Here is a 20,703-nt window from a genome sequence, read left to right as displayed (position 1 = left end):
TTTCTTGGTAATGGATATATTAAGTTGTTATTCTACTGCTAAAAATTGTTCATTACTGCCGGTGATGGCCAGCAGGCTGGCCCAGGCTAAATCGAAATTGTACATGGCTTTGAGTTGTTCGGTTTGCACTTTAAATAAATTAAGACGTGCATCTACGACCTCGGTAGAGGAAGCAAAGCCTTCGCGGAAAGCTTTGTTGCGTACCCGATAATACTCTTCGGCAAATTTCAGAGAGGTTTCGGTCGATTGATATTCTTCCAAAGCTTTTTGTAGTTCCTGATACACTTTTGTGACAAGGGTTGTAATGTCTTGTCTGGCTTTTTCTTCCAGGGTTACAACCTGTTGTTTTTGTACTTTGGCTGCGCTGACTTTTCTTATTTTTGTCATCCCGTCAAACAAGTTGATTTGAAGTCCCACGCCTATAAACCAATCGGGTATATATTCAGAAAGGTCATGTTCATAAATTTCTTTAGAGCCCATTAAAGCAATGTTGGGTAAAAACGCTGCCCGTTCTTTTTTTATGCCTAAATCGGCCAAATTCTTCTTGGCATTGATAAGTTTTAATTGTGGATTATTAGCCAAAGCTTGATCGATGTAATACTGGCGGTCTTTAATAGTAGGAATAATAAAAAGTTCTGAGACGGGGATTAAAGGCTTGTCTGTAGCAAGCGTGTTGCGCAGGGCTGTTTCCATAAGTTCCACGTCTTTCAGTGCCTTTTTATATTCCCGTTCAGCTTCGGCGAATGCCACTTCGGCATGAAGTCTTTCTGCTTCTGCCATCATTCCGTTTTCCTTCATCTTGTTGGCATCATTAAGGTGTTGAGCCATGCCGTCCATAACTTCCTTGCGTAAGTCTGCCACCTGGCGGGTCAGCTGAAGACCATAATAACGTTGTACCAATTCTACATGTTGTTGTGACCAGGTGTGTTCAAACTGGTAGTCGGCCTCTTCCATTGATATCTTAGCAGCTTTGTTAGCCAAACGAATACGACCACCGGCATATAAAGGCCAATTAATATTTATATCGGCCATTCCGAACTGATCTTTCTGAATTTCTTTAACCCATTCGGCGTTTTGTATTTGTGTTAGACCCGCAGTTAATCCTGCTTTAATGGCATCAGAAGCTTCTGCCGGTTCAAATGAGCCGTATTGGCTAAGGGTTTCATACAGGGGTGTTATTGCATCCCGTACAGGCGTTAAATCTAACTCCAGTGGGTCGCTCATTATTGAATAAGTTGCCGATGCTCCAATACTGGGGAAATACATTCCTGCTGTAGCTTTTTTCTCGAGAGTAGCCTTTTTTTGACTCAGTCTTGCCGATTCAATCATCTTATTCCGGTTATTCATTAACTCCACCGAAGTTTTGAAGTCCAGATACAAAGTATCTTTGCTTTGCTCTTCGTCTCCGGATGGGCTCGAGGAATAAGCCAATACCGGAAGCATCAGGAATAATATTATCAAGCTGTTTTGTTTCATGGCTCTATTTTTCATGAATTCCTGTTTTGTGATATTTTACAAGTTTTAAAGTCGCATGAGTCTTGTGTTTGCCTCGAGCTGCTGTTAATAAATGCAGCATAGATTTATTAATGGATAGTTCACTGTAATGACGAATCTATTCATAATCATTAGTGTCATTTCGTTTAATGCCTTCGCTGATTAACAGGACTATCTCGCGAAGCAGTTCACGCGGGTCGCCCGGTAAGTTTTCCAAAAGCTTTTGAGGAATGGTATCTTTAAAGTCGGGCTCAGCAATACGTTGTGTAGCAAGCAAGAATACTACCATGGCTATTTGAGTGCGCTGGTCGGCATGCAGTAGTCCTAAGCTTACCCCTTTTTCCAGTTTTTTCATGGTTCGTTCCACGATGATTTCTCGTTCTGCTTTCCAAAGCTGTTCGTATGCTTTAGGAAAGGTGCGTTTTAAATCGTGTAACAATAAAGACAGCTTGTTAACCCAGTTACCAACGACCTCTAATTCAGCGAACACTTCGTCGCGGTAATCGGTACGTTGTTCTTGTTCCAATTCTTCCAGTTGGCTCTCTATTTCATCCTGGAAGTTTTCTATGACACTATAGAGTAGTTCTTCTTTTCCTTTGAAGTGGTTGTATACAGTTTTTTTACTAATAGCCAGTTCGGTGGCGATGTCAGATACGCGTACCCTGCTGTATCCAAACTGTAAAAATTGTTCTTGCGCCTTTTTTATGATTCGATTTTTCATAAAACCAATTTACACCTTTTTGGTTTTTTGGGTTTCCACAAAGGTACAAAACTTTGTATTATAGGGTTCTTATAATGTTTCTTTTAAGTTTTTTTGGGATTTAGTTTTTATTTTTCACACAGGATAACAGCGAAAAATCAAACGCTGTTTCGTGTCACAAAAGTTTGCAAAGATTATGCCGAATATTAGAGGTTATAAGGGATGGCAGAAATTTTATTGGAAGGGATTTCTGTTTTATTAGCAATTGAAAAAAAGAAGCTGCCCAAAGTATTGAAGGCAGCTTCTTAAATTAAATAATACTAACTATTTATAAGCGTTTTTTGATGGCTTCTGTTTCTTTTTCAAATCCCGGTTTTCCTAACAGAGCAAACATATTTTTCTTATATGCTTCAACACCGGGTTGGTCAAAGGGATTAACACCAAGAATGTAGCCACTGATGCCACAAGCTTTTTCGAAAAAGTAAATCATCTGTCCCAAATAATATTCATTCAGTTCGGGAAGTTCAATGCGAATATTGGGTACGCCACCATCGGTATGTGCAATACGAGTACCTAATTCTGCCATCTTGTTGACTTCGTCGATGCGCTTCCCTGCCAGATAATTTAAATTATCAAGGTTGGCTTCATCGCGGGGAATTAAAACACGATGGCGGGCAGCACCAACACTGATTACAGTTTCGAATATGGTTCTTTCTCCCTCTTGTATCCACTGTCCCATGCTGTGCAAGTCAGTGGTGAAGTCGACAGCAGCCGGGAAAATACCTTTATTCTCTTTTCCTTCGCTTTCGCCGTAAAGCTGTTTCCACCATTCAGCAAAGTAGTGCAGCTTGGGATGATAATTAACTAAGATTTCTGTTTTTTTCCCTTTTTGATATAACAGGTTGCGAGTTGCAGCATAAATGGATGAGGGGTTTTTGTCAAATGGAACGTCAGTACCGGTAAGGTCTCTCATGGTTTTGGCACCCCTTACCAATTCACTGATGCTAAAACCGGCTACGGCAATAGGTAAAAGTCCTACCGGTGTTAATACCGAATATCGGCCACCTACATCGTCGGGAATAACAAAGGTTTCGTAGCCTTCCTGTTCGGCAAGGGTACGAAGGGCACCCTTCTTTGCGTCAGTAATGGCTACGATACGTTCTTTAACTTCACTTTTATCGTATTTTGTTTCCAGTAATTCTTTAAGAACTCTGAATGCGATGGCCGGTTCGGTAGTTGTCCCCGATTTGGATATAACAATGATGCCAAACGATTTATCTTTCAGTAATTCCAGTAATTCATAAGTATAGTCTTCACTAATGTTATGGCCGGCATAAAGAATGACGGGATTTTTACGTTCACCTTTCAGGTGGTCAAAGGAATCATTGAGGGCATCAATAACGGCACGTGCACCCAAATAGCTTCCGCCAATGCCGGTAACTACCACATAATCGGCTTTATTACGCAAACGTTCGGCAGTAGCTTCAATAGACTTCAGATGGTCTGCAGAAATTTCTGCAGGCAAGTCTACCCATCCCAGGAAATCATTTCCTTTTCCTGTTTTTGCCATGAGGGTTTCCAAATGTTTTTGCACATTCTCTTTTTCGGCATTTATTTGGTCAAGGGAAACCTCCGGGGCTACATTCGATACATCAATGGCAAGGTTTTTCATAATTTATTTCTTTTTTTATGATGCTTAATTTATAGTTATTCGATTGAATTGCGTTTAAAAGTCATGAACAGTTTTCCAATGCTAAAAACTGGTTGAAAATTTAATTAATGAATATCAACGTTTCATATTCCTCCTTACTCGAACAGTAAACACTCTGCAATAAAAACTGTTGACATTTGACTGCCTTTTTTACCTCAGCTGTTCAGTTAAAAGCTTAATCTCAATTGCCGGAGAAACTTTTTCGTATATAATACGGTAAACGGCTTCGGTAATGGGTAAATTAACCTTAAACTTTTCATTTATTTCAACGATGCTTTTTACGGCATAATATCCTTCAGCAATCATCAACATTTCCAGTTGAGCACTTTTAACCGAGTATCCTTTTCCAAGCATATTGCCAAAAGTGCGGTTTCTGGAGAATTGGGAATAGGCCGTAACCAGCAAATCACCCAAATAAGCAGAGCTTTTAATATCCCGACTGATTGGATGGACAGTATCAACAAATCGTTTAATTTCCTGTATGCCATTCGAAATTAATACCGCCTGAAAATTATCACCATATCCCAATCCATGGCAAATGCCTGCGGCAATGGCCATAACGTTTTTCAGCACTGCGGCGTATTCGGTTCCGTAAATGTCGTCAATAACGGAGGTTTTAACATACGAACAGGCCAGTTTGGAGGCTATGAAACGTCCTTTCTTCATATCCTGGCATGCGATGGTCAGATAGGACAGGCGCTCCAGGGCTACCTCTTCGGCGTGGCATGGACCCGAAATTACTGCTATTGAATTTAGGGGAACCTGATAATATTTGTGAAAAAAACTTCCTATGATGAGGTTTTCTTCAGGAATAAGTCCTTTAATTGCCGAAACGATAAATTTATTATTAAGAGGAGCTTTTAGCGATACTAAAGCATCCTTTAAAAAAGCAGACGGTATAACAAATATAAGAATATCTGATTTTTCAACAATTTCATTGATGTCGGATGAGAAAAAAATCTTATCGACGTCGAAATCTACGGAAGTCAGGTAGTTCGGGTTATGGCCTATTTCTTTGAAATTTTTGATGTGTTCCGGATTACGGAAATACCAGTTAAGACTATCTGTATTGTTTAGAACCATTTTGGCAATAGCGGTAGCCCAACTTCCACTGCCTATGATTCCAATGGTCGATGACTCATCCATGTTTAAATAAATTTTTATTTACCCTAAAATATAGATGTTTACCGGTTTTTGCAACGACATTTGTCATTAAACACCTTAAAAATTATTCCGATTCCTGCGAAAGGTTATTTGGAAATCCAGGCTTTCACTTCGTCGGGTTGCGGATTTTTTAAACCCAGTTTGTATTTTTTGTTAAGGCCGCAAAGTTCTTGATGCACCTTGTTTGGATTAGCTTCCTTCAGGTCGGCTGTTTTCAGGTAGCCTGCTTTATACAATACCGGTACCCATTCCGCAGGGATTCCTAACTCTGTGAATTTTTCTTCACCATCACGTTCTTGTTTTTTTTCGGGGCGCATTTGCGGGAAGAATATGACCTCTTGTATGGTATTTTGATTGGTCATCAGCATAGTTAGTCGGTCGATACCAATACCCATTCCTGAGGTTGGTGGCATGCCATATTCCAGCGCGCGAACAAAGTCCATATCAATGAACATGGCCTCGTCATCCCCTTTTTCGGAGAGGCGTAGTTGTTCTTTAAAGCGCTCTAATTGGTCGATGGGGTCGTTCAATTCTGAATAGGCGTTGGCAATTTCTTTGCCATTGACCATGAGTTCAAAGCGTTCGGTTAGTTCCGGATTGTCGCGGTGTTTCTTACACAAAGGTGACATTTCCACCGGATAGTCGGTGATGAATGTGGGCTGAATGTAAGAAGCTTCACATTTTTCGCCGAAGATTTCATCAATAAGCTTTCCTTTCCCCATGGATGGGTCGTGTTCGATATTCAACCTGTCACATACTTTTCGTAGTTGTGTCTCATCCATGCCGGAGATATCTATTCCAGTATGCTCTTTAATGGCATCGAGCATACTAATCCGTTTAAATGGCCGCTTAAAGTCGATGATTTGGTCGCCAACCTCAATTTTAGTGGTGCCATGCAAATCCAACGCCACTTTTTCAATCATCTCTTCGGTGAAGTTCATCATCCACTCATAGTCTTTGTAAGCCACGTAGATTTCCATTACTGTGAACTCGGGGTTGTGTGAGCGGTCCATCCCTTCGTTACGAAAATCTTTTCCAAACTCGTATACCCCTTCGAATCCGCCAACAATAAGACGTTTTAGATAAAGCTCGTTGGCGATGCGCAAGTAAAGAGGTATGTCAAGAGTGTTATGATGGGTGATGAAAGGTCGGGCTGCCGCACCACCCGGTATGGGCTGCAAAATGGGGGTTTCCACTTCGAGATATCCCTTATCATTGAAGAACTCACGCATTGAATTAATAATCCGGGTTCTTTTCATGAAGGTATCTTTCACCCTGTCGTTGACGATGAGGTCCACATAACGCTGGCGATAGCGTTGTTCGGGGTCGCTGAAGGCATCGTAAACTTTTCCGTCTTTTTCTTTAACTACGGGTAACGGTCGCAACGATTTGGCCAATACCTTGAGCGAGGTTACGTGAACCGAAATCTCACCCATTTTGGTTTTAAAGACAAAACCTTTGATACCAATGATGTCGCCAATATCCAATAGCTTTTTGAAGACAACATTATAAAGGGTTTTATCATCGCCGGGGCAAAGGTCGTCGCGGCGCAGATATATCTGAATACGTCCTTGTTTATCTTTGATTTCAGCAAACGATGCACTTCCCATGATTCGCCGGCTCATGATTCGGCCGGCCAGGCTAACCTCTTGGAAGGCATCCGGATTTTTTTCAAATTCCTGTTTGATATCCTGAGAGTAATGACTTACGGGATATTCTTCCGGTGGATAAGGATTGATACCTAATTTCTTAAGTTCATTAAGACTCTCGCGTCGAATAATTTCCTGTTCGCTCAATTCCAGTAAGCTCATAAGTTTTATTGTATTGTTGATATTTAGTTAGTCTTAAATTTTGTGGCATTTTAACCCGGAAAGATGTTTTCACCGGCTCAATGCCATACAAAAAACTTTACAAAGATAATGATTACCTGAGAAAACCAATTTTTGGTTATAATTGTTATTTAAATCCATTTTAATTAAACTTGCAGAGTTGGCAATTAGTCCCTAATTCAAACGTCAAATAAAAAAATAGAATGATTAATATTTTATCGGAACGAAAAAGAAAGCCCGCCTGGTTAAAAATACAACTACCCAGTACTGCTGATTACAATTGGATGAATAAAACCATTCGTGATCATAAGTTGCATACCATATGTACAAGCGGTAAATGTCCAAATGCTGCCGAATGCTGGAGTAATGGTACCGCTACTTTTATGATTCTGGGCGATATTTGTACCCGTGCTTGTAAGTTTTGTAACGTAAAGACCGGAAAACCCGACGCAGTAGATTTTAAAGAACCTTTGCGAATTGCCCGCTCTATTAAAATTATGAAGCTTAAACATGCTGTAATCACCTCTGTTGACCGGGATGATTTGGAAGACGGTGGGGCCTCTGTTTGGGCAGAAACCATTCGAATGGTGAAAGAATTAAACCCCGGGATTACGCAGGAGGTTCTCATTCCCGATTTCAACGGATTAAAACATCTCATACAAAAAGTTATTGATGCCGGGCCTGAGGTAATCAGCCATAACCTGGAAACCGTACGGCGCTTGACACCTCAAATCCGTAGTAAAGCAAAATATGATTTAAGTTTAAAGGTGCTTCAATATATTTCTTCCTCGGGAGTGGTATCTAAATCGGGTATTATGGTAGGCCTCGGTGAAACGCCTGAAGAAGTTTTTGAAACGATGGATGACCTAAGAGCAGTCGGAGTCAAGGTACTAACCATTGGACAATATCTTCAACCCACGCCCAAGCATTGGCCGGTATATGAATACGTCACCCCCGGGCAGTTCGAAATCTATCGGAAAGAAGGGCTAAAACGTGGCTTTAAATATGTGGAAAGCGGTCCGCTGGTTCGTTCATCTTATCATGCTGAAAAACATATAAATGCTTTATCAGAATGACAACTGCCAATACTATTTTTGAAGATATAGGAGTAACAGATTACAAAAAGGCCTGGGACTATCAGGAAGAGAAGTTTCAAGAGATTGTTGATGCCAAACTATTTAATCGTGAGCATCCCGGGCATGAACAACCCGTCACTCATCGTTTAATATTTTGTGAGCATCCTCATGTATATACACTGGGGAAAAACGGCCAACCCGGGAATTTGTTGGTACAAGAAAATTTTTTAAAGCAGATTAATGCTTCTTTTTACAAAATTAACCGTGGTGGAGATATTACTTATCATGGTCCGGGGCAGATTGTTGGTTATCCTATTTTCGACCTGGAACAATTAAAACTGGGTGTTAAAGAATACATCCACCTGCTGGAAGAGGCCATAATTCAAACGCTTTCAGCCTTCGGAACAGAGAGTGAGCGTATGGATGGTGCTACAGGCGTATGGCTTGACACGAATGGTCCCAATGCCCGAAAGATTTGCGCTATTGGCGTAAGAGCCAGTCGTTTTGTCTCGATGCATGGTTTTGCGCTTAATGTTAATACCGATCTTAAGTATTTTGGATATATAAATCCCTGCGGTTTTGTGGATAAAGGGGTAACTTCACTGGAAAAAGAAAAAGGTTCGAAAATGGATATGAATGAAGTTAAAAAGGTCTTGAAAGACAACCTTAAGAAGGTTTTCGGGCTTAATTTCGTTTAATGCTTTGTTGATTTTCTATATACATGTAATCAGTAAGTTAGCATAAGTTCGTTTGAGTTGTGTTGATAACTTTTTTTATCAAAATGTTCCAATTTATTTAAAAACAGGTATCTTTTGGAAAAATTAAGGTCTCAGAAGTGAGAAGATATAATGGAAAAACGATGGAGCATTAAGGAAGAACCCCATTTTGATGTAGAAGCGGAGCTATCCGCTTTTGAAGATATAGGGCCGATTATAGGTCGATTATTGGCACTTCGTGGTATTACGAGTCGAGAAGAAGCCCACGCTTTTTTTTATCCTACTCTTGCCCAATTACATGATCCTTTTCTTATGAAGGATATGGCGGTAGCTGTTGATCGTCTGAGCAAAGCCATATCAAGCAACGAAAGCATCCTTATATATGGCGATTACGATGTTGATGGAACTACCAGTGTAGCATTGGTGTATTCGTTTTTAAAAGAATTTCATCCCCACATCGATTATTATATTCCGGACCGGTGCGATGAGGGATATGGAATATCCCAAAAAAGTATCGACCTGGCTGAAGAAAAAAATATTTCATTGGTGATAGCCCTGGATTGCGGAATAAAGGCAGTAGACAAAATAGCTTATGCCCGTGAAAAGGGTATTGATTTCATCATTTGCGATCATCATACACCGGGGGCTGAGCTTCCCGAAGCTGTGGCATGCCTCGACCCCAAAAGGGAAGACTGTAACTATCCGGATAAAAATCTTTCTGGTTGCGGCGTGGGGTTTAAATTTATGCAAGCCTTTGCCATGCGTAAGGGTGTAGCTTTTGATAGGCTGCTGCGCTATATTGATCTTGTAGTGGTTAGTATCGCGTCTGATGTGGTACCGGTTACAGGCGAAAACCGAACATTGGCTGTGGCAGGGTTAAAAAAGTTAAATCAAGACCCTTGCCTCGGGTTAAAAAGTATTATTCAGGTGGCTGGTATTGATGGAAAAGAACTTGAACTCAATGATATTGTTTTTAAAATCGGGCCACGACTAAACGCTGCAGGACGTATTGAATCGGGAAATAATGCGGTGAAATTACTGATTTGTAACGATGAAAAAGAAGCCTACCATATCGGTTGTTCTATAAACCGGTGCAATGAAACACGAAAGGACCTTGATCGTAACATTACCCGTGAAGCTATTCGTTTAGTAGCCACTGATAAGAATTTATCCCACCGAAAGACTACTGTGCTTTATCAGCCTTGCTGGCATCAGGGAGTTATTGGAATTGTAGCCTCGAGACTTTCTTCGCTGTTTTGCCGCCCTTCAGTGATTTTAACCCGTACAAACAAGCTTATTGTGGGGTCTGCTCGTTCGGTCGATGGCTATAATGTATATCAGGCCATAGAAGCTTGTCAGGATTTGCTTGAAAATTTTGGCGGCCATGATTATGCGGCCGGATTGACTCTTAAGCCCGAGAATGTAGAAGTTTTCGCACAACGTTTTGAAGAAGTGGTGGCTCATACCATTGAGCCTGCTCAGCTTGTTCCGCAAATTGATGTGGATGTAGAAATCAGACTGAAAGATATTACGCAAGTATTTTTTGATAATTTGAAACGTTGCCATCCTTTCGGCCCGGGAAATCCTAAACCCGTTTTTGTTACCCGGAATGTCTACGACTTTGGTACCAGTAAGGTAGTAGGACGCCACAGAGAACATCTGATGCTGGAACTCATTGAAAGCGATTCCCCTAAAATCATTAGGGGTATAGCCTTCGGCAAGGGTCATCTGTTAAACCGTATCAAATCCTCTCAACCGTTTGATATCTGCTATACCATTGAAGAATGTATGAATAATCATCCTCTTTCTTTGCAGTTAATGGTGCTGGATATTAAATGGAAAAGCGAGCAATAAAATTCGATTTTTTTTGTGTTAAATAGTGTTGTATTTTTATGGTAGATGTGTTAAATTTGGGATGAGTTTAACCCTAAAACTGTTTCCATATGAGTGCGTTACATAGTATTAAAGCACGATTGTATGAAAATCCATTAACCGATGACCCAAATGATTTTGTAGCCCGGGTAGATTCGGAACGAACGCTGAGCACAAGAGATGTGTGTGTTTCAGCAGTGACACGCGGAGGTGCTGACACCACCGCCGAACGAATGGAACATGATGTAGGATTATTCTTTAAGGAGATGGCCTACAGGCTCTGTGATGGTTTCTCTGTTAATACCGGTTATTTTACTTCCGAGGTTGCTATAAGGGGAGTATTTAACAGCCCTAACGAGACTTTTAATCCCGATAAGCATGCTCTTTACATTCAGTTTAACCAGGGGTCATTGCTTCGTCAGGAGCTTTCCAATATCCAGGTAGAAATTCTTGGATTAGGTGACACTGAGGCTAAAATCCTGGAAGTGGAAGATGTTAAAACCGGTTCGGTGAATGATATTATTACCCCCAATCGTAATTTGAGAATTCGAGGTTCCAGAATTAAGCTGGCCGGAGACGATGACCGGGTGGGGGTTAGTTTTATCAATGATTCTACGGGAGAGGTAATAAAGGTTGATCCCTCTGATATCGTTGAAAACAAACCTTCCGAGATTATTATTCTGACCCCTGCTTTGGCTGCCGGAAGTTATCGGCTACAGGTGGTAACGCAATATGGAAAAAATGTAATATTAAAAGAACCGCGTACTGCCATTTTGGACCATCTGCTTAATGTGGTTGGTTAAAGTATCCTCTGCTTTTTTCTTCGACGGGATTGTCATCTCTTTTTTGACAATCCCGTTGGTTTTTGTTGGGCCTTTTATAGTTTCCGGAAACCGGAATATGACAAAAAGTAACAACGATAGGGTTTAAAGATGATATTTCCTGTTTTATGGTCTCCGTTAAAATGAGTGCCCTTAATAACGGGTGTTCATGTCCTGTTAATTTCCTGTATTGAGGAGGCTGAGATTAAATATCAAATTTATTTCATGCAAATTGTATTCGATTTAGGGTATGTTTGATAAAACTGTTTTTGGGGGAAAGCGATTCCCCCGGTAAAGGGAAAGTGTTTCCCCCGGTAAAGGGAAAGCGATTCCCCCGGTAAAGGGAAAGCGTTTCCCCCGGTAAAGGGAAAGCGTTTCCCTCGGTAATGGGAAAGTGTTTCCCCCGGTAATGGGAAAGCGATTCCCCTGAATTGGGGTGTCGTTTCAGAGAAGCGGTCGACTTATATCAGAAAAATATTAATCGTTTTACGAAAATGTGCTAAGGTGTCGGATGAATTGGGGTGTTAACTTAATTTTTTTTTTAATTGTTTATGCCGGTTGTAAATTGCTTGGTTTATCGCTTAATATTTTCTATTAATAAATTATATTTGTAGAAACAAAAAAATAAACAAATTACCTATGAGAATTCTACAAAAACGCACACTGATAGTAATGCTTATGTCAGTGCTTATGGTTTTACCTGCCTGTCAGTCAGGTAAGAAAAAAGAGCAGAGTGCCCGGGAACAACAGACAAGTACCAAACCCAGAATAGAAAAAGAAGAGGTTGAAAAGGATGTGAAAGAGTTTGTTTATCCGTTGCCTACTTCGTTCGAAGTGACCGAAATGTTAAACCGTATCGGTGCCGCTTATATTTTAACCTTGTCTAATTCAACCGACAATGTTGACAAATATCTGACAGAGAAAAAACAAGCCATTAATCTGGGTGTTTATGGTGCCGATTTGAGTTATGCCAGCACTTATAATCAAAAGCAGCAAACCATGGATTACATGGAGGTATCCAAAAAGTTGATTGATGCTTTGAATATTTCAGGGGCTTTACCTTCGGATATTATTGAACAGATTGAACAAAACCAGGATGATAAAGATGCATTGGTAAAGATAATAACCAACACATTTTATGATACGTATGAATATTTAAATGCCAATGGTCGTGGTGCCGTCAGTATGTTGGTTCTGGCCGGAAGCTGGGTCGAAGCACTCTATATTACCACCAATATTTCCGAAAACACTTATCAGAATAAGGAAATGGTAAAAATTGTGATGAAACAGAAGGCTTCACTCAATAAGCTTCTGGAGTTAATGAAAAAGCATGAAGATGATGAATCGGTGCGGGAAGTAATGCACCAATTGCAGCCTTTGGCAAATGTATATAATATGGTTGAAGAAAATGCCATCTCGGAAGAGCAGATGAACATTATCATAAAAGAGACGCAAAAAATCAGAGCTGCTTTTGTGGAATAATTAAGGTTTAAGTGAATATAACATTGTTTGAAAGGCTGTCTTTACATATATGAGACAGCCTTTTTTTTAGGTTAAAGCAGTCCAATTCGCGTCAAAAAAAGTGTTATAGGTCAGAGTAAAAATTTTGAAGCTTAACCGCGCAAATTCGGAAAAGTTACAACGGGGTGATTTTTTTTATATCTTCACAATAAAGAAATTATTAACACTAAAAAAACGTGCCAGTCATGGAACAAACAATGAGCGAAGCACTTCTGGAATCGTTAATGAAACTGTTCGCCCTGCTTACCGATTTAAAGAAGGAGAGCAAAACAGGACGAGCACGTTTTTTGGTGGAAGACTTTTTAGCCCGTCATTTCAATAGTGAGTATGTTCAAAAGTATTTGGCAAAGTTTGAAGAATTCCTCAATCGGTATCACGCGCATGTGTATAGTAATGACCATGAGTTAATTGAGAAGCAGTCGTCCGATAACCGCGAACGTATTCTGAATATTTGTAATCAGATTAATCAGGAGTTGGAACAAGAGCCCAAGATTATTCTTTTTGTTCAGTTGCTTGATTTTTTGAGGAAGGAGGATACCATAAGTGATGAAGAGCACTATTTTGTTGATATTTTGGCCGAAAACCTGAAAATAGATTCTCAGGACTACGATAACCTTAAAACCTTTATTCTTGAGTCCCCTGAGCTTGTCAGCGATAAGAGCTCATTGTTGTTGATTAGTGGCGATAAAGCGCCGTCCGATGGCCGCATCAAGCATATTTATAATCCGCGTCAACAGGTTGTGGTTTGGGTGTTGCGGGTGCGTAGTACCAAGACCTTCATCTTCCGGTATTCAGGTTCCCGGAACTTGTATCTGAACGGGCATAAGGTGGAGCAAAATCGCCCCTATGCGCTGGCAGTGGGTGCCGTTATCAAGACATCCCGCATGGCGCCCGTATATTATGGCCGAATCGCCGAAAAGTTTATTCATCGAATCGAAAAAGGACGAATAATTTACCGTGCGGTAGATGTTTCGTATAAATTTAATAACAATCATATAGGTATTCACCGTTTTAGCTTTACCGGTAGGTCGGGACAGCTGGTGGGCATTCTGGGCGGTAGCGGAACGGGAAAATCTACCTTGCTCAATGTCTTGAATGGTAATTATCGGTTAAGTAGCGGAAAGATTACCATTAACGGATATGATTTGCATCACGATAAAGAGATGCTTGAGGGGGTGATAGGATATGTGCCGCAGGATGACTTGTTGAAAGAGGAGTTGACGGTTTTTGAGAATCTGTATTTTAATGCGCGGTTGTGTTTCAGCAATCAGAGTCATGAGGAGATAGTCAGACGAGTAGACAACGCCCTTCAGGATTTTGATTTGGTAGAAGCGCGTGACCTTGTAGTAGGTAACCCTCTGAATAAGATATTGAGCGGAGGGCAACGTAAGCGACTGAATATTGCACTGGAATTGATACGTGAACCTTCCGTTCTGTTTGTGGATGAACCCACATCCGGGCTTTCGTCCATGGATTCGGAAAAGGTGATGTCTTTGCTTAAACGACAAGTGCTGAAAGGAAAACTGGTCATCATTAATATCCATCAGCCCTCGTCGGACCTTTACAAAATGTTGGATAAACTGCTTATCATAGATAAAGGAGGCTATATCATCTATAATGGTAACCCGATGGATGCCATCGTTTATTTTAAGAAGATGGCCAACTACGTGAATCCGGAAGAACGTGAGTGTTATGTATGTGGAAATGTGAAAACCGAGCAGGTGTTGCGGATTGTTGAGGCGAGGATGGTAAACCCCTATGGTAAGCTGATTCGGCAACGGAAGGTGAAGCCTGAAGAATGGTATCGACATTATCTGGAGAATTTTGAAAGTAAATTTCAGTGGAAGGTAAAGCGAAAAATTGACCGTAAAGAGCCGCTTCCGGAAAATCTGTATAATATTCCTAATCGCCGCAAGCAGTTTTGGATCTATACTTTACGTGACGGCTTGTCCAAGTTAAAGGATAAGCAATATATGTTGATAAATATACTTGAGTCGCCATTGCTGGCTTTAATATTGGGCTTTTTTATCAAGTATCTGGCAGGAACGCCGGATAATCCATATGGCTATGTTTTTTCCGAAAATGTTAATATCCCGGCCTATCTTTTCATGTGTGTAGTGGTATCCTTATTTGTGGGTTTAAACGTGAGTGCCGAGGAGATCATAAAAGACCGGAAGCTGCTTCAGCGGGAATCATTTCTGAACTTAAGCCGTTTTAGTTTTTTGAATAGTAAGGTGTTGATACTTTTTACAATTTCAGCCATACAAAGTCTGATGTTTGTGTTGATAGGAAACAGTATTCTGGAAATAAAAGGGATGACCTGGAGTTACTGGATAATATTGTTTTCGACAGCGTGCTTTGCCAATATGCTTGGACTCAATATTAGCAGTGGACTCAATTCGGTGGTTGCCATTTATGTTTTAATTCCGCTTATATTGGTCCCTCATTTGCTTTTTAGCGGAGCTGTGGTGAGTTTTGATAAGTTGCATAAATCCATAACTTCGGAAGAATATGTTCCGCGTATTGGTGACGCAATGGTTTCGCGCTGGTCGTATGAAGCTTTGGTGATTGAGCAGTTTAAGAATAATGATTTTGATGCCATCTTTTTTGAAGAGGAGCAAGCCATGAGCAATGCCTCGTATTACGGCTCTACATTTATTCCTGAACTAATGAATTATTTGGAGTCGGCACGATGGTCTGCCGCACATGGTGATACTACTCAAAAAAAGTATTTTGACAATCGGTTACGGGATGCACTGGTACAATTGAGTGATGAGTATCCGGATCTTTTCCCTGTAAGATTTATTAATTTGGGAAAAGTGACAGGTGAGGAGCGTTATTATACCATGGTGGATAGCCTGTTGTCGCATGCCCGACAATTTTTTAACAGTGAATATCAGTATTGGAAAAAGCGCAGGGATAAGAAAATGGAAGCTTTAATTGAAGAAAAGGGGTCGACTGAAGCTGTTGCCGCCTTTAAAGAGAAATATCACAATGAAGCTTTGTACGAAATGGTATTGAATAAAAATAGTGTAGACCAGTTTGTATATTCAGACAATAAATTTATCCGGAAGAAAGATCCCGGGTATAAGAAGCCGACAGGTAAGTGGGGCCGATCTCATTTCTTTGCGCCCGAAAAGGTGTTTGCTGGAGTGACTATATCTACCCCTGTCTTTAATTTGATAATTATCTGGCTTGGAGCAGCACTTCTTTACGTAACCTTGTATTTTGATCTGTTGAGAAAGATAATTCGCTATTTCGAAACATTCCGGTTACGGAAGTTGCATCAGAAACTACAAAAGTTGGGAACTTGACCGATAAGCCGGTATAAGCTTATTCTTGAGCCAATGTTTTAAGTTTACTGAATAAAAAAGAGCCGACCTTTTTAATGGCCGGCTCTTTTGTTACGTTGTGCTTAATGTAATAATGGTATTGAAATATATATTCTAAACCAATTTAACATCTACAGCATTAAGACCTTTTCTTCCTTCAACAAGCTCGAAGGTAACTTCATCGTCTTCTTTAATTCTGTCGATAAGTCCGGATGCATGAACAAAGAATTCTTTTTCCGACTCATCTTCTTTAATAAATCCAAAACCTTTTGATTCATTAAAGAATTTTACTTTACCTGTTTTCATTGTAATAAAAATTTGTTTGTTAATCATTTCATGCATCGATAGTGACCATCATTAAACAAAATTTGAATATAGACAGTTGATTTCTTTGCATGATTAATATTTAGTTTACAAATAAAGCAACAATATTTGGATTTTGCATAATAAAAGAGCATAAAAATCAGATATTTTTGATGAAGACCGTTAATTGCCGAAAATATAATGGTTTTTTCGGCTATTGTAAAAGATTAAAACTATTCTGTACAAGGAAAATACTTTTTTTAATAGAGATGCTTTTCCCGAATTTGTTATTAAATTTAAACATCTTTTAATTTAAATAGGTTGATTACTCACTTTCACATACAACTAATTGTAACACAAAACAGATTAGAAATATGAAAAAATCAGTTACTTTAATGGGGTTATTTTTTCTTGGTTTATTCATGGCCATGTGTTCTTTACAGAAAAAAAAGGAAATAGGCCTACAGCTCTATTCTGTTCGTGATGCCATGAAAGAAGCACCGGCAGAAACTGTTCGTAAAGTAGGCGAAATGGGATACACCTTTGTAGAAGCAGCAGGCTATTCGGATGGGAAATTTTACGGTATGGATCCTGTGGCCTTTAAAACGTTGGTGGAAGAAAGTGGAATGAAGTTTATTAGTTCTCATACAGGGCATTCATTGCCTGATTCTGCGTCATGGGATTCCGCAATGGCTTGGTGGGATGAGTGTATTGAGGCGCATGTCAAAGCAGGAGTGAAATATATTGTTCAGCCATGGATGGGGGAAGAAGGATATCAGTCGCTTGAAGGGCTGAAAAAGTATTGTGAATACTTTAATGTGGTGGGTGAAAAATGCCGCAAAAAAGGGATTTTATTTGGTTACCATAATCACGATAAGGAATTTAGGAAACTGGAAGGTGAGGTAATTTATGATTTTATGTTGCGTAATACCGATCCAGAAAAGGTATTTTTCCAGCTTGATTTATATTGGATTATAGAAGGGGGTAAAGATCCGATAGATTATTTTAAAAATTACCCGGGTCGTTTCATTCTTTGGCATGTTAAGGATGAAAAAGAATTAGGAGCAAGTGGGAAAGTGGATTTTGAGCGAATCTTTTCTGCTGCCGACCAGGCAGGTGTTAATTATCTCATTGTAGAGGTTGAGAAATATAATTATGACCCACTGGAAAGCGTAGAAAAAAGTCTTTTATACCTTCAGAAAGCCGATTTTGTAAAGAATTCTTATGGGAAATAACAGTTGGTGAAACTAAAATTTTAGTAGCCGTGGCAGTTAGTGTCACGGTTTTTTATTGAAATTTTATCAGACAAATTATATTATAATATATTTGTTAGCAGGAAATCCATGCGTAAATAGGCTTTCGCGTCAGGCCCTTAAAATTTTTATATGCGAAACAATAAACTGGGAACTTTTGGAGGAGTATTTACGCCATCGTTGTTGACGATTTTAGGCGTAATCATGTATCTTCGTTTTGGTTGGGTTGTGGGCAATGTGGGTTTGGGTGGCACTATGCTTATTGTGACTTTGTCTACATCGATAACCTTTCTTACTTCATTGTCAATTGCTTCGATAGCGACGAATACCCAGGTGAAGACCGGAGGGGCTTATTATATGATAAGTCGCTCCCTGGGGTTGGAAATAGGCGGTGCTTTAGGTATCCCGTTGTATTTGGCACAAACATTTTCTGTGGCTCTTTACGTAATGGGTTTTTCGGAAAGTGTAATAGCGTTGTTTCCATCACTAAATATTAAAGTAGTCGGGATCCTTACTACATTATTGCTGGGCTCTCTGGCATTTTTTTCTACCAAAGCAACAATTAAGGCGCAATATGTAATACTGTCGGTAATAGCACTATCAATAGTTTCTCTAATTTTTGGAAAGCCTGTTGAAAATGGTGAGTTAGGGCTATTGGAAGTTACTTCCCCTGAAAAGGTGGGGTTTTGGAAGGTATTTGCAGTATTTTTTCCGGCGGTGACGGGAATAATGGCCGGAGTAAATATGTCGGGTGATTTGAAGGATGCTTCGCGTTCGATTCCCTTAGGTACATTTTTGGCAGTAGGAACCGGTTATGTTATATATATGCTGTTGCCTGTCATACTATGGCGGCGGGCCGATCCTTCTTTGTTGATCTCTGATCCATTGATAATGCGTCGTATAGCATATTGGGGGGGTGCGATAGTAATGGGAGTATGGGGGGCTTCATTGTCCAGTGCTACAGGAAGTTTGTTGGGTGCCCCCAGAGTTTTGCAGGCATTGACCCGAGATAATGTTGTTCCACGCCGATTTGCTGTATTGGCCCAAAGTTATGGTTCCGAAAATATTCCAAGGGGAAGTACAGTTTTAACTGTTATAATTACGTTAGTGTGTGTAGTGTTGGGTGACCTTAATACAATAGCCCCGGTACTAACCATGTTTTTTCTTGCAACCTACGGGATTTTAAACTTTACTGCCGGGATTGAAAGGTTTCTGAAGAATCCGTCGTTTCGTCCAAAATTTAAAGTTCATTGGGGCTTTTCGTTGATTGGTGCCATTGGATGTATAGTGGTAATGTTTTTAATTCATGTTGTTGCCACCTTATTAGCAATGGTAGTCATATTTGGCGTTTTGGGGTGGTTGCGCCGGCGTCGGTTAAAAACTACGTGGGGTGATGTGCGTAATGGCGTGTTGCTACAGTTGGTGCGTTTTATTTTGTTGCGGATAAAGTGGATGGAAGATCCCAAAAGTTGGCGGCCCAATATATTGGTTTTTTCAGGAGCACCCGTAAAACGTTGGCATTTGATCGACTTTGCTAATGGATTGGCGCAAGAAAAAGGATTATTTACTGTAGCTACCATATTGCCCGAAGTAAGTGTTACACAGGATAAGATATATCAGTTTGAGAAACAAATTCGGGATTATTTGACCGAAAAAAACATTCGTTCCTTGGTTCGGGTGGTTAGAGCCGAAAATCCATTTATTGGAGCTCGGCAACTGAGCAATGCTTATGGATTGGGCCCGGTAGTGCCCAATACAATTCTTTTGGGAGATACTACTGACGAATCACATCATGAGCCCTATGCGCAAATGATTCTTCATTTTTATAATTCACGAAAAAATGTGATTATACTGCGTGACGAGCAACCCTTAACCAGCCGTACTAGTCTTAATGTGGATTTGTGGTGGGGCGGATTAAAAGGCAATGGCGGATTAATGATGGTTTTGGCCTATATGATGCAAAACAGTCCTCACTGGCAGGATGTGAAGGTGGTCATAAAGATGGTTGTGACCTCGGAAAAAGCTGCGATAGAAGCCGAGCGGAACCTGGATAATCTTTTGTCTTCGATTCGTGTATCTTTTGGCAGGAAAATCTTGGTAGGCAAGAGGGAAGACTTTTTTAGTTTGTTAACGGCCGATTCACAAAATGCAGACCTTGTTATGTTGGGGTTGAAGAGCCCTGATTCTGAATTTGCCAAGTACTTCAATGACCTAAAAGCAAAAACTGCTTCTATACCCAGAAGGTTATTTGTGATGGCATCGCATGATATTGCCTTTAAGGAAATTTTAAAATAAATATTTATGTAATGTGCAAAACTGTTTTATTCGTATAAAATTTACTTAACTCATTGGTCCACGGAACTTAAAATTATCCATTAGTGGTTAGTCTATTTTGCACATCAATTCTTCAATATCCCCAATCCCCTCAATCTATTAACCATAATAGCTCATTGGCCTAACAACCTGTAGGCCTTATGGCCTATCAGCCCTTCTGTCTATGTCTTTTTATACTTACCCGTTTTTAGCCAAAGTCATCATGTTCATTATATTTGAAGAAATGTTTTTTTGGCTACCAGGAAGTATCGAATTGTAATATTGTAGAGTTTATTTTAAGGAAATTGTGGGATTATATTTGATAGTGGTTTTAATTTGAAACTTATAAGTATTATTGTTAATGTGGTTTTTATGACTTGTTTGATGTTTTACAGGTTGTAGAAATGAAAAAATGAAAGCAATAATTGGTGGATTAGATGTATTTGTGTTTTAGGTTGTTGATAATCAGGGTTAAAATGAGTGTTGTTTGTGTAATTAATCAAATGTCTGTATATTTGTACTACATTCCAGTTCCTACCGGCCCTAAAAGGATTACCTCTGTGGCAAGTCGATTTGCCTCTTTTTATAGAAAAATTAA

At 39.9% G+C, this 20,703-nt stretch carries 14 protein-coding genes; 8 read left to right on the top strand and 6 right to left on the bottom strand.

Annotation, left to right across the window (positions count from 1 at the left end):
- Window positions 1–27 precede the first annotated feature (27 nt).
- The 5 genes from BM130_RS00755 to lysS all read right to left on the bottom strand — a co-directional run bounded on the left by BM130_RS00755 (window position 28) and on the right by lysS (window position 6,880).
- A complete protein-coding gene (locus BM130_RS00755) occupies window positions 28–1,491 on the bottom strand; it encodes a TolC family protein (RefSeq protein ID WP_010526938.1) in 1,464 nt (487 codons plus the stop codon).
- A 121-nt stretch (window positions 1,492–1,612) separates the two neighbouring features.
- Window positions 1,613–2,215 carry a TetR/AcrR family transcriptional regulator gene (locus BM130_RS00750; protein ID WP_010526939.1) on the bottom strand — a complete coding sequence of 201 codons (603 nt, stop codon included), beginning with the start codon at window positions 2,213–2,215 and terminating at the stop codon, window positions 1,613–1,615.
- Window positions 2,216–2,522: 307 nt separating this feature from the next.
- Window positions 2,523–3,866 (bottom strand): glucose-6-phosphate isomerase, encoded by a 1,344-nt coding sequence (locus BM130_RS00745; RefSeq protein WP_010526940.1) that lies wholly within the window; start codon window positions 3,864–3,866, stop codon window positions 2,523–2,525.
- Between the two features lie 189 nt (window positions 3,867–4,055).
- Entirely contained in the window at window positions 4,056–5,051 is a 996-nt protein-coding gene (locus tag BM130_RS00740) for an NAD(P)H-dependent glycerol-3-phosphate dehydrogenase (RefSeq protein ID WP_074964216.1), read from the bottom strand.
- A gap of 104 nt (window positions 5,052–5,155) precedes the next feature.
- Entirely contained in the window at window positions 5,156–6,880 is a 1,725-nt protein-coding gene (gene lysS, locus BM130_RS00735) for a lysine--tRNA ligase (RefSeq protein ID WP_010526943.1), read from the bottom strand.
- 221 nt (window positions 6,881–7,101) lie between these two features.
- Here lysS and lipA point away from each other — a divergent pair, with 221 nt between their 5' ends.
- The 6 genes from lipA to BM130_RS00705 all read left to right on the top strand — a co-directional run bounded on the left by lipA (window position 7,102) and on the right by BM130_RS00705 (window position 16,218).
- Window positions 7,102–7,974, top strand: coding sequence for a lipoyl synthase (lipA, locus tag BM130_RS00730; RefSeq protein ID WP_010526944.1), 873 nt, complete (start codon window positions 7,102–7,104; stop codon window positions 7,972–7,974).
- Window positions 7,971–8,672 carry a lipoyl(octanoyl) transferase LipB gene (gene lipB / locus BM130_RS00725; protein ID WP_010526945.1) on the top strand — a complete coding sequence of 234 codons (702 nt, stop codon included), beginning with the start codon at window positions 7,971–7,973 and terminating at the stop codon, window positions 8,670–8,672. The genes lipA and lipB overlap by 4 nt, the downstream gene beginning before the upstream one ends.
- A gap of 150 nt (window positions 8,673–8,822) precedes the next feature.
- Complete coding sequence (recJ, locus tag BM130_RS00720) at window positions 8,823–10,544, top strand: single-stranded-DNA-specific exonuclease RecJ (RefSeq protein WP_010526946.1); 1,722 nt, start codon at window positions 8,823–8,825, stop codon at window positions 10,542–10,544.
- Between the two features lie 89 nt (window positions 10,545–10,633).
- Complete coding sequence (locus BM130_RS00715) at window positions 10,634–11,365, top strand: DNA-binding domain-containing protein (protein WP_010526947.1); 732 nt, start codon at window positions 10,634–10,636, stop codon at window positions 11,363–11,365.
- A gap of 657 nt (window positions 11,366–12,022) precedes the next feature.
- Complete coding sequence (locus BM130_RS00710; protein ID WP_029626519.1) at window positions 12,023–12,865, top strand: hypothetical protein; 843 nt, start codon at window positions 12,023–12,025, stop codon at window positions 12,863–12,865.
- A 224-nt stretch (window positions 12,866–13,089) separates the two neighbouring features.
- Window positions 13,090–16,218 (top strand): ATP-binding cassette domain-containing protein, encoded by a 3,129-nt coding sequence (locus BM130_RS00705; protein WP_010526949.1) that lies wholly within the window; start codon window positions 13,090–13,092, stop codon window positions 16,216–16,218.
- A 132-nt stretch (window positions 16,219–16,350) separates the two neighbouring features.
- Here BM130_RS00705 and BM130_RS00700 read toward each other — a convergent pair whose 3' ends face one another.
- Window positions 16,351–16,542: a cold-shock protein gene (locus tag BM130_RS00700; protein WP_029626520.1), complete on the bottom strand. Its 192-nt coding sequence runs from the start codon at window positions 16,540–16,542 to the stop codon at window positions 16,351–16,353.
- Window positions 16,543–16,913: 371 nt separating this feature from the next.
- Between BM130_RS00700 and BM130_RS00695 the strand changes: the two genes are divergently transcribed.
- The gene (locus BM130_RS00695; RefSeq protein WP_010526951.1) at window positions 16,914–17,774 is read left to right on the top strand and encodes a sugar phosphate isomerase/epimerase family protein; all 861 of its coding nucleotides are present in this window, start codon (window positions 16,914–16,916) and stop codon (window positions 17,772–17,774) included.
- A 150-nt stretch (window positions 17,775–17,924) separates the two neighbouring features.
- Window positions 17,925–20,087: an APC family permease gene (locus BM130_RS00690; protein ID WP_010526952.1), complete on the top strand. Its 2,163-nt coding sequence runs from the start codon at window positions 17,925–17,927 to the stop codon at window positions 20,085–20,087.
- Window positions 20,088–20,703: the final 616 nt, after the last annotated feature.

The organism is Thermophagus xiamenensis (genome assembly GCF_900112795.1).
GTDB classification, from domain to species: domain Bacteria; phylum Bacteroidota; class Bacteroidia; order Bacteroidales; family Marinilabiliaceae; genus Thermophagus; species Thermophagus xiamenensis.
Note: the sequence above shows the minus strand (reverse complement) of the source record. Positions and strands in the feature narration are given on the sequence as shown.

Excerpts from the sequence above, each read along its gene's own strand:
- lipA (WP_010526944.1), top strand. The coding sequence starts at position 7,102 with ATGATTAATATTTTATCGGAACGAAAAAGAAAGCCCGCCTGGTTAAAA.
- BM130_RS00690 (WP_010526952.1), top strand. The coding sequence starts at position 17,925 with ATGCGAAACAATAAACTGGGAACTTTTGGAGGAGTATTTACGCCATCG.
- BM130_RS00750 (WP_010526939.1), bottom strand. The coding sequence starts at position 2,215 with ATGAAAAATCGAATCATAAAAAAGGCGCAAGAACAATTTTTACAGTTT.
- lipB (WP_010526945.1), top strand. The coding sequence starts at position 7,971 with ATGACAACTGCCAATACTATTTTTGAAGATATAGGAGTAACAGATTAC.
- BM130_RS00705 (WP_010526949.1), top strand. The coding sequence starts at position 13,090 with ATGGAACAAACAATGAGCGAAGCACTTCTGGAATCGTTAATGAAACTG.
- BM130_RS00700 (WP_029626520.1), bottom strand. The coding sequence starts at position 16,542 with ATGAAAACAGGTAAAGTAAAATTCTTTAATGAATCAAAAGGTTTTGGA.
- BM130_RS00695 (WP_010526951.1), top strand. The coding sequence starts at position 16,914 with ATGAAAAAATCAGTTACTTTAATGGGGTTATTTTTTCTTGGTTTATTC.
- BM130_RS00755 (WP_010526938.1), bottom strand. The coding sequence starts at position 1,491 with ATGAAAAATAGAGCCATGAAACAAAACAGCTTGATAATATTATTCCTG.
- BM130_RS00745 (WP_010526940.1), bottom strand. The coding sequence starts at position 3,866 with ATGAAAAACCTTGCCATTGATGTATCGAATGTAGCCCCGGAGGTTTCC.
- lysS (WP_010526943.1), bottom strand. The coding sequence starts at position 6,880 with ATGAGCTTACTGGAATTGAGCGAACAGGAAATTATTCGACGCGAGAGT.
- BM130_RS00715 (WP_010526947.1), top strand. The coding sequence starts at position 10,634 with ATGAGTGCGTTACATAGTATTAAAGCACGATTGTATGAAAATCCATTA.
- recJ (WP_010526946.1), top strand. The coding sequence starts at position 8,823 with ATGGAAAAACGATGGAGCATTAAGGAAGAACCCCATTTTGATGTAGAA.
- BM130_RS00740 (WP_074964216.1), bottom strand. The coding sequence starts at position 5,051 with ATGGATGAGTCATCGACCATTGGAATCATAGGCAGTGGAAGTTGGGCT.
- BM130_RS00710 (WP_029626519.1), top strand. The coding sequence starts at position 12,023 with ATGAGAATTCTACAAAAACGCACACTGATAGTAATGCTTATGTCAGTG.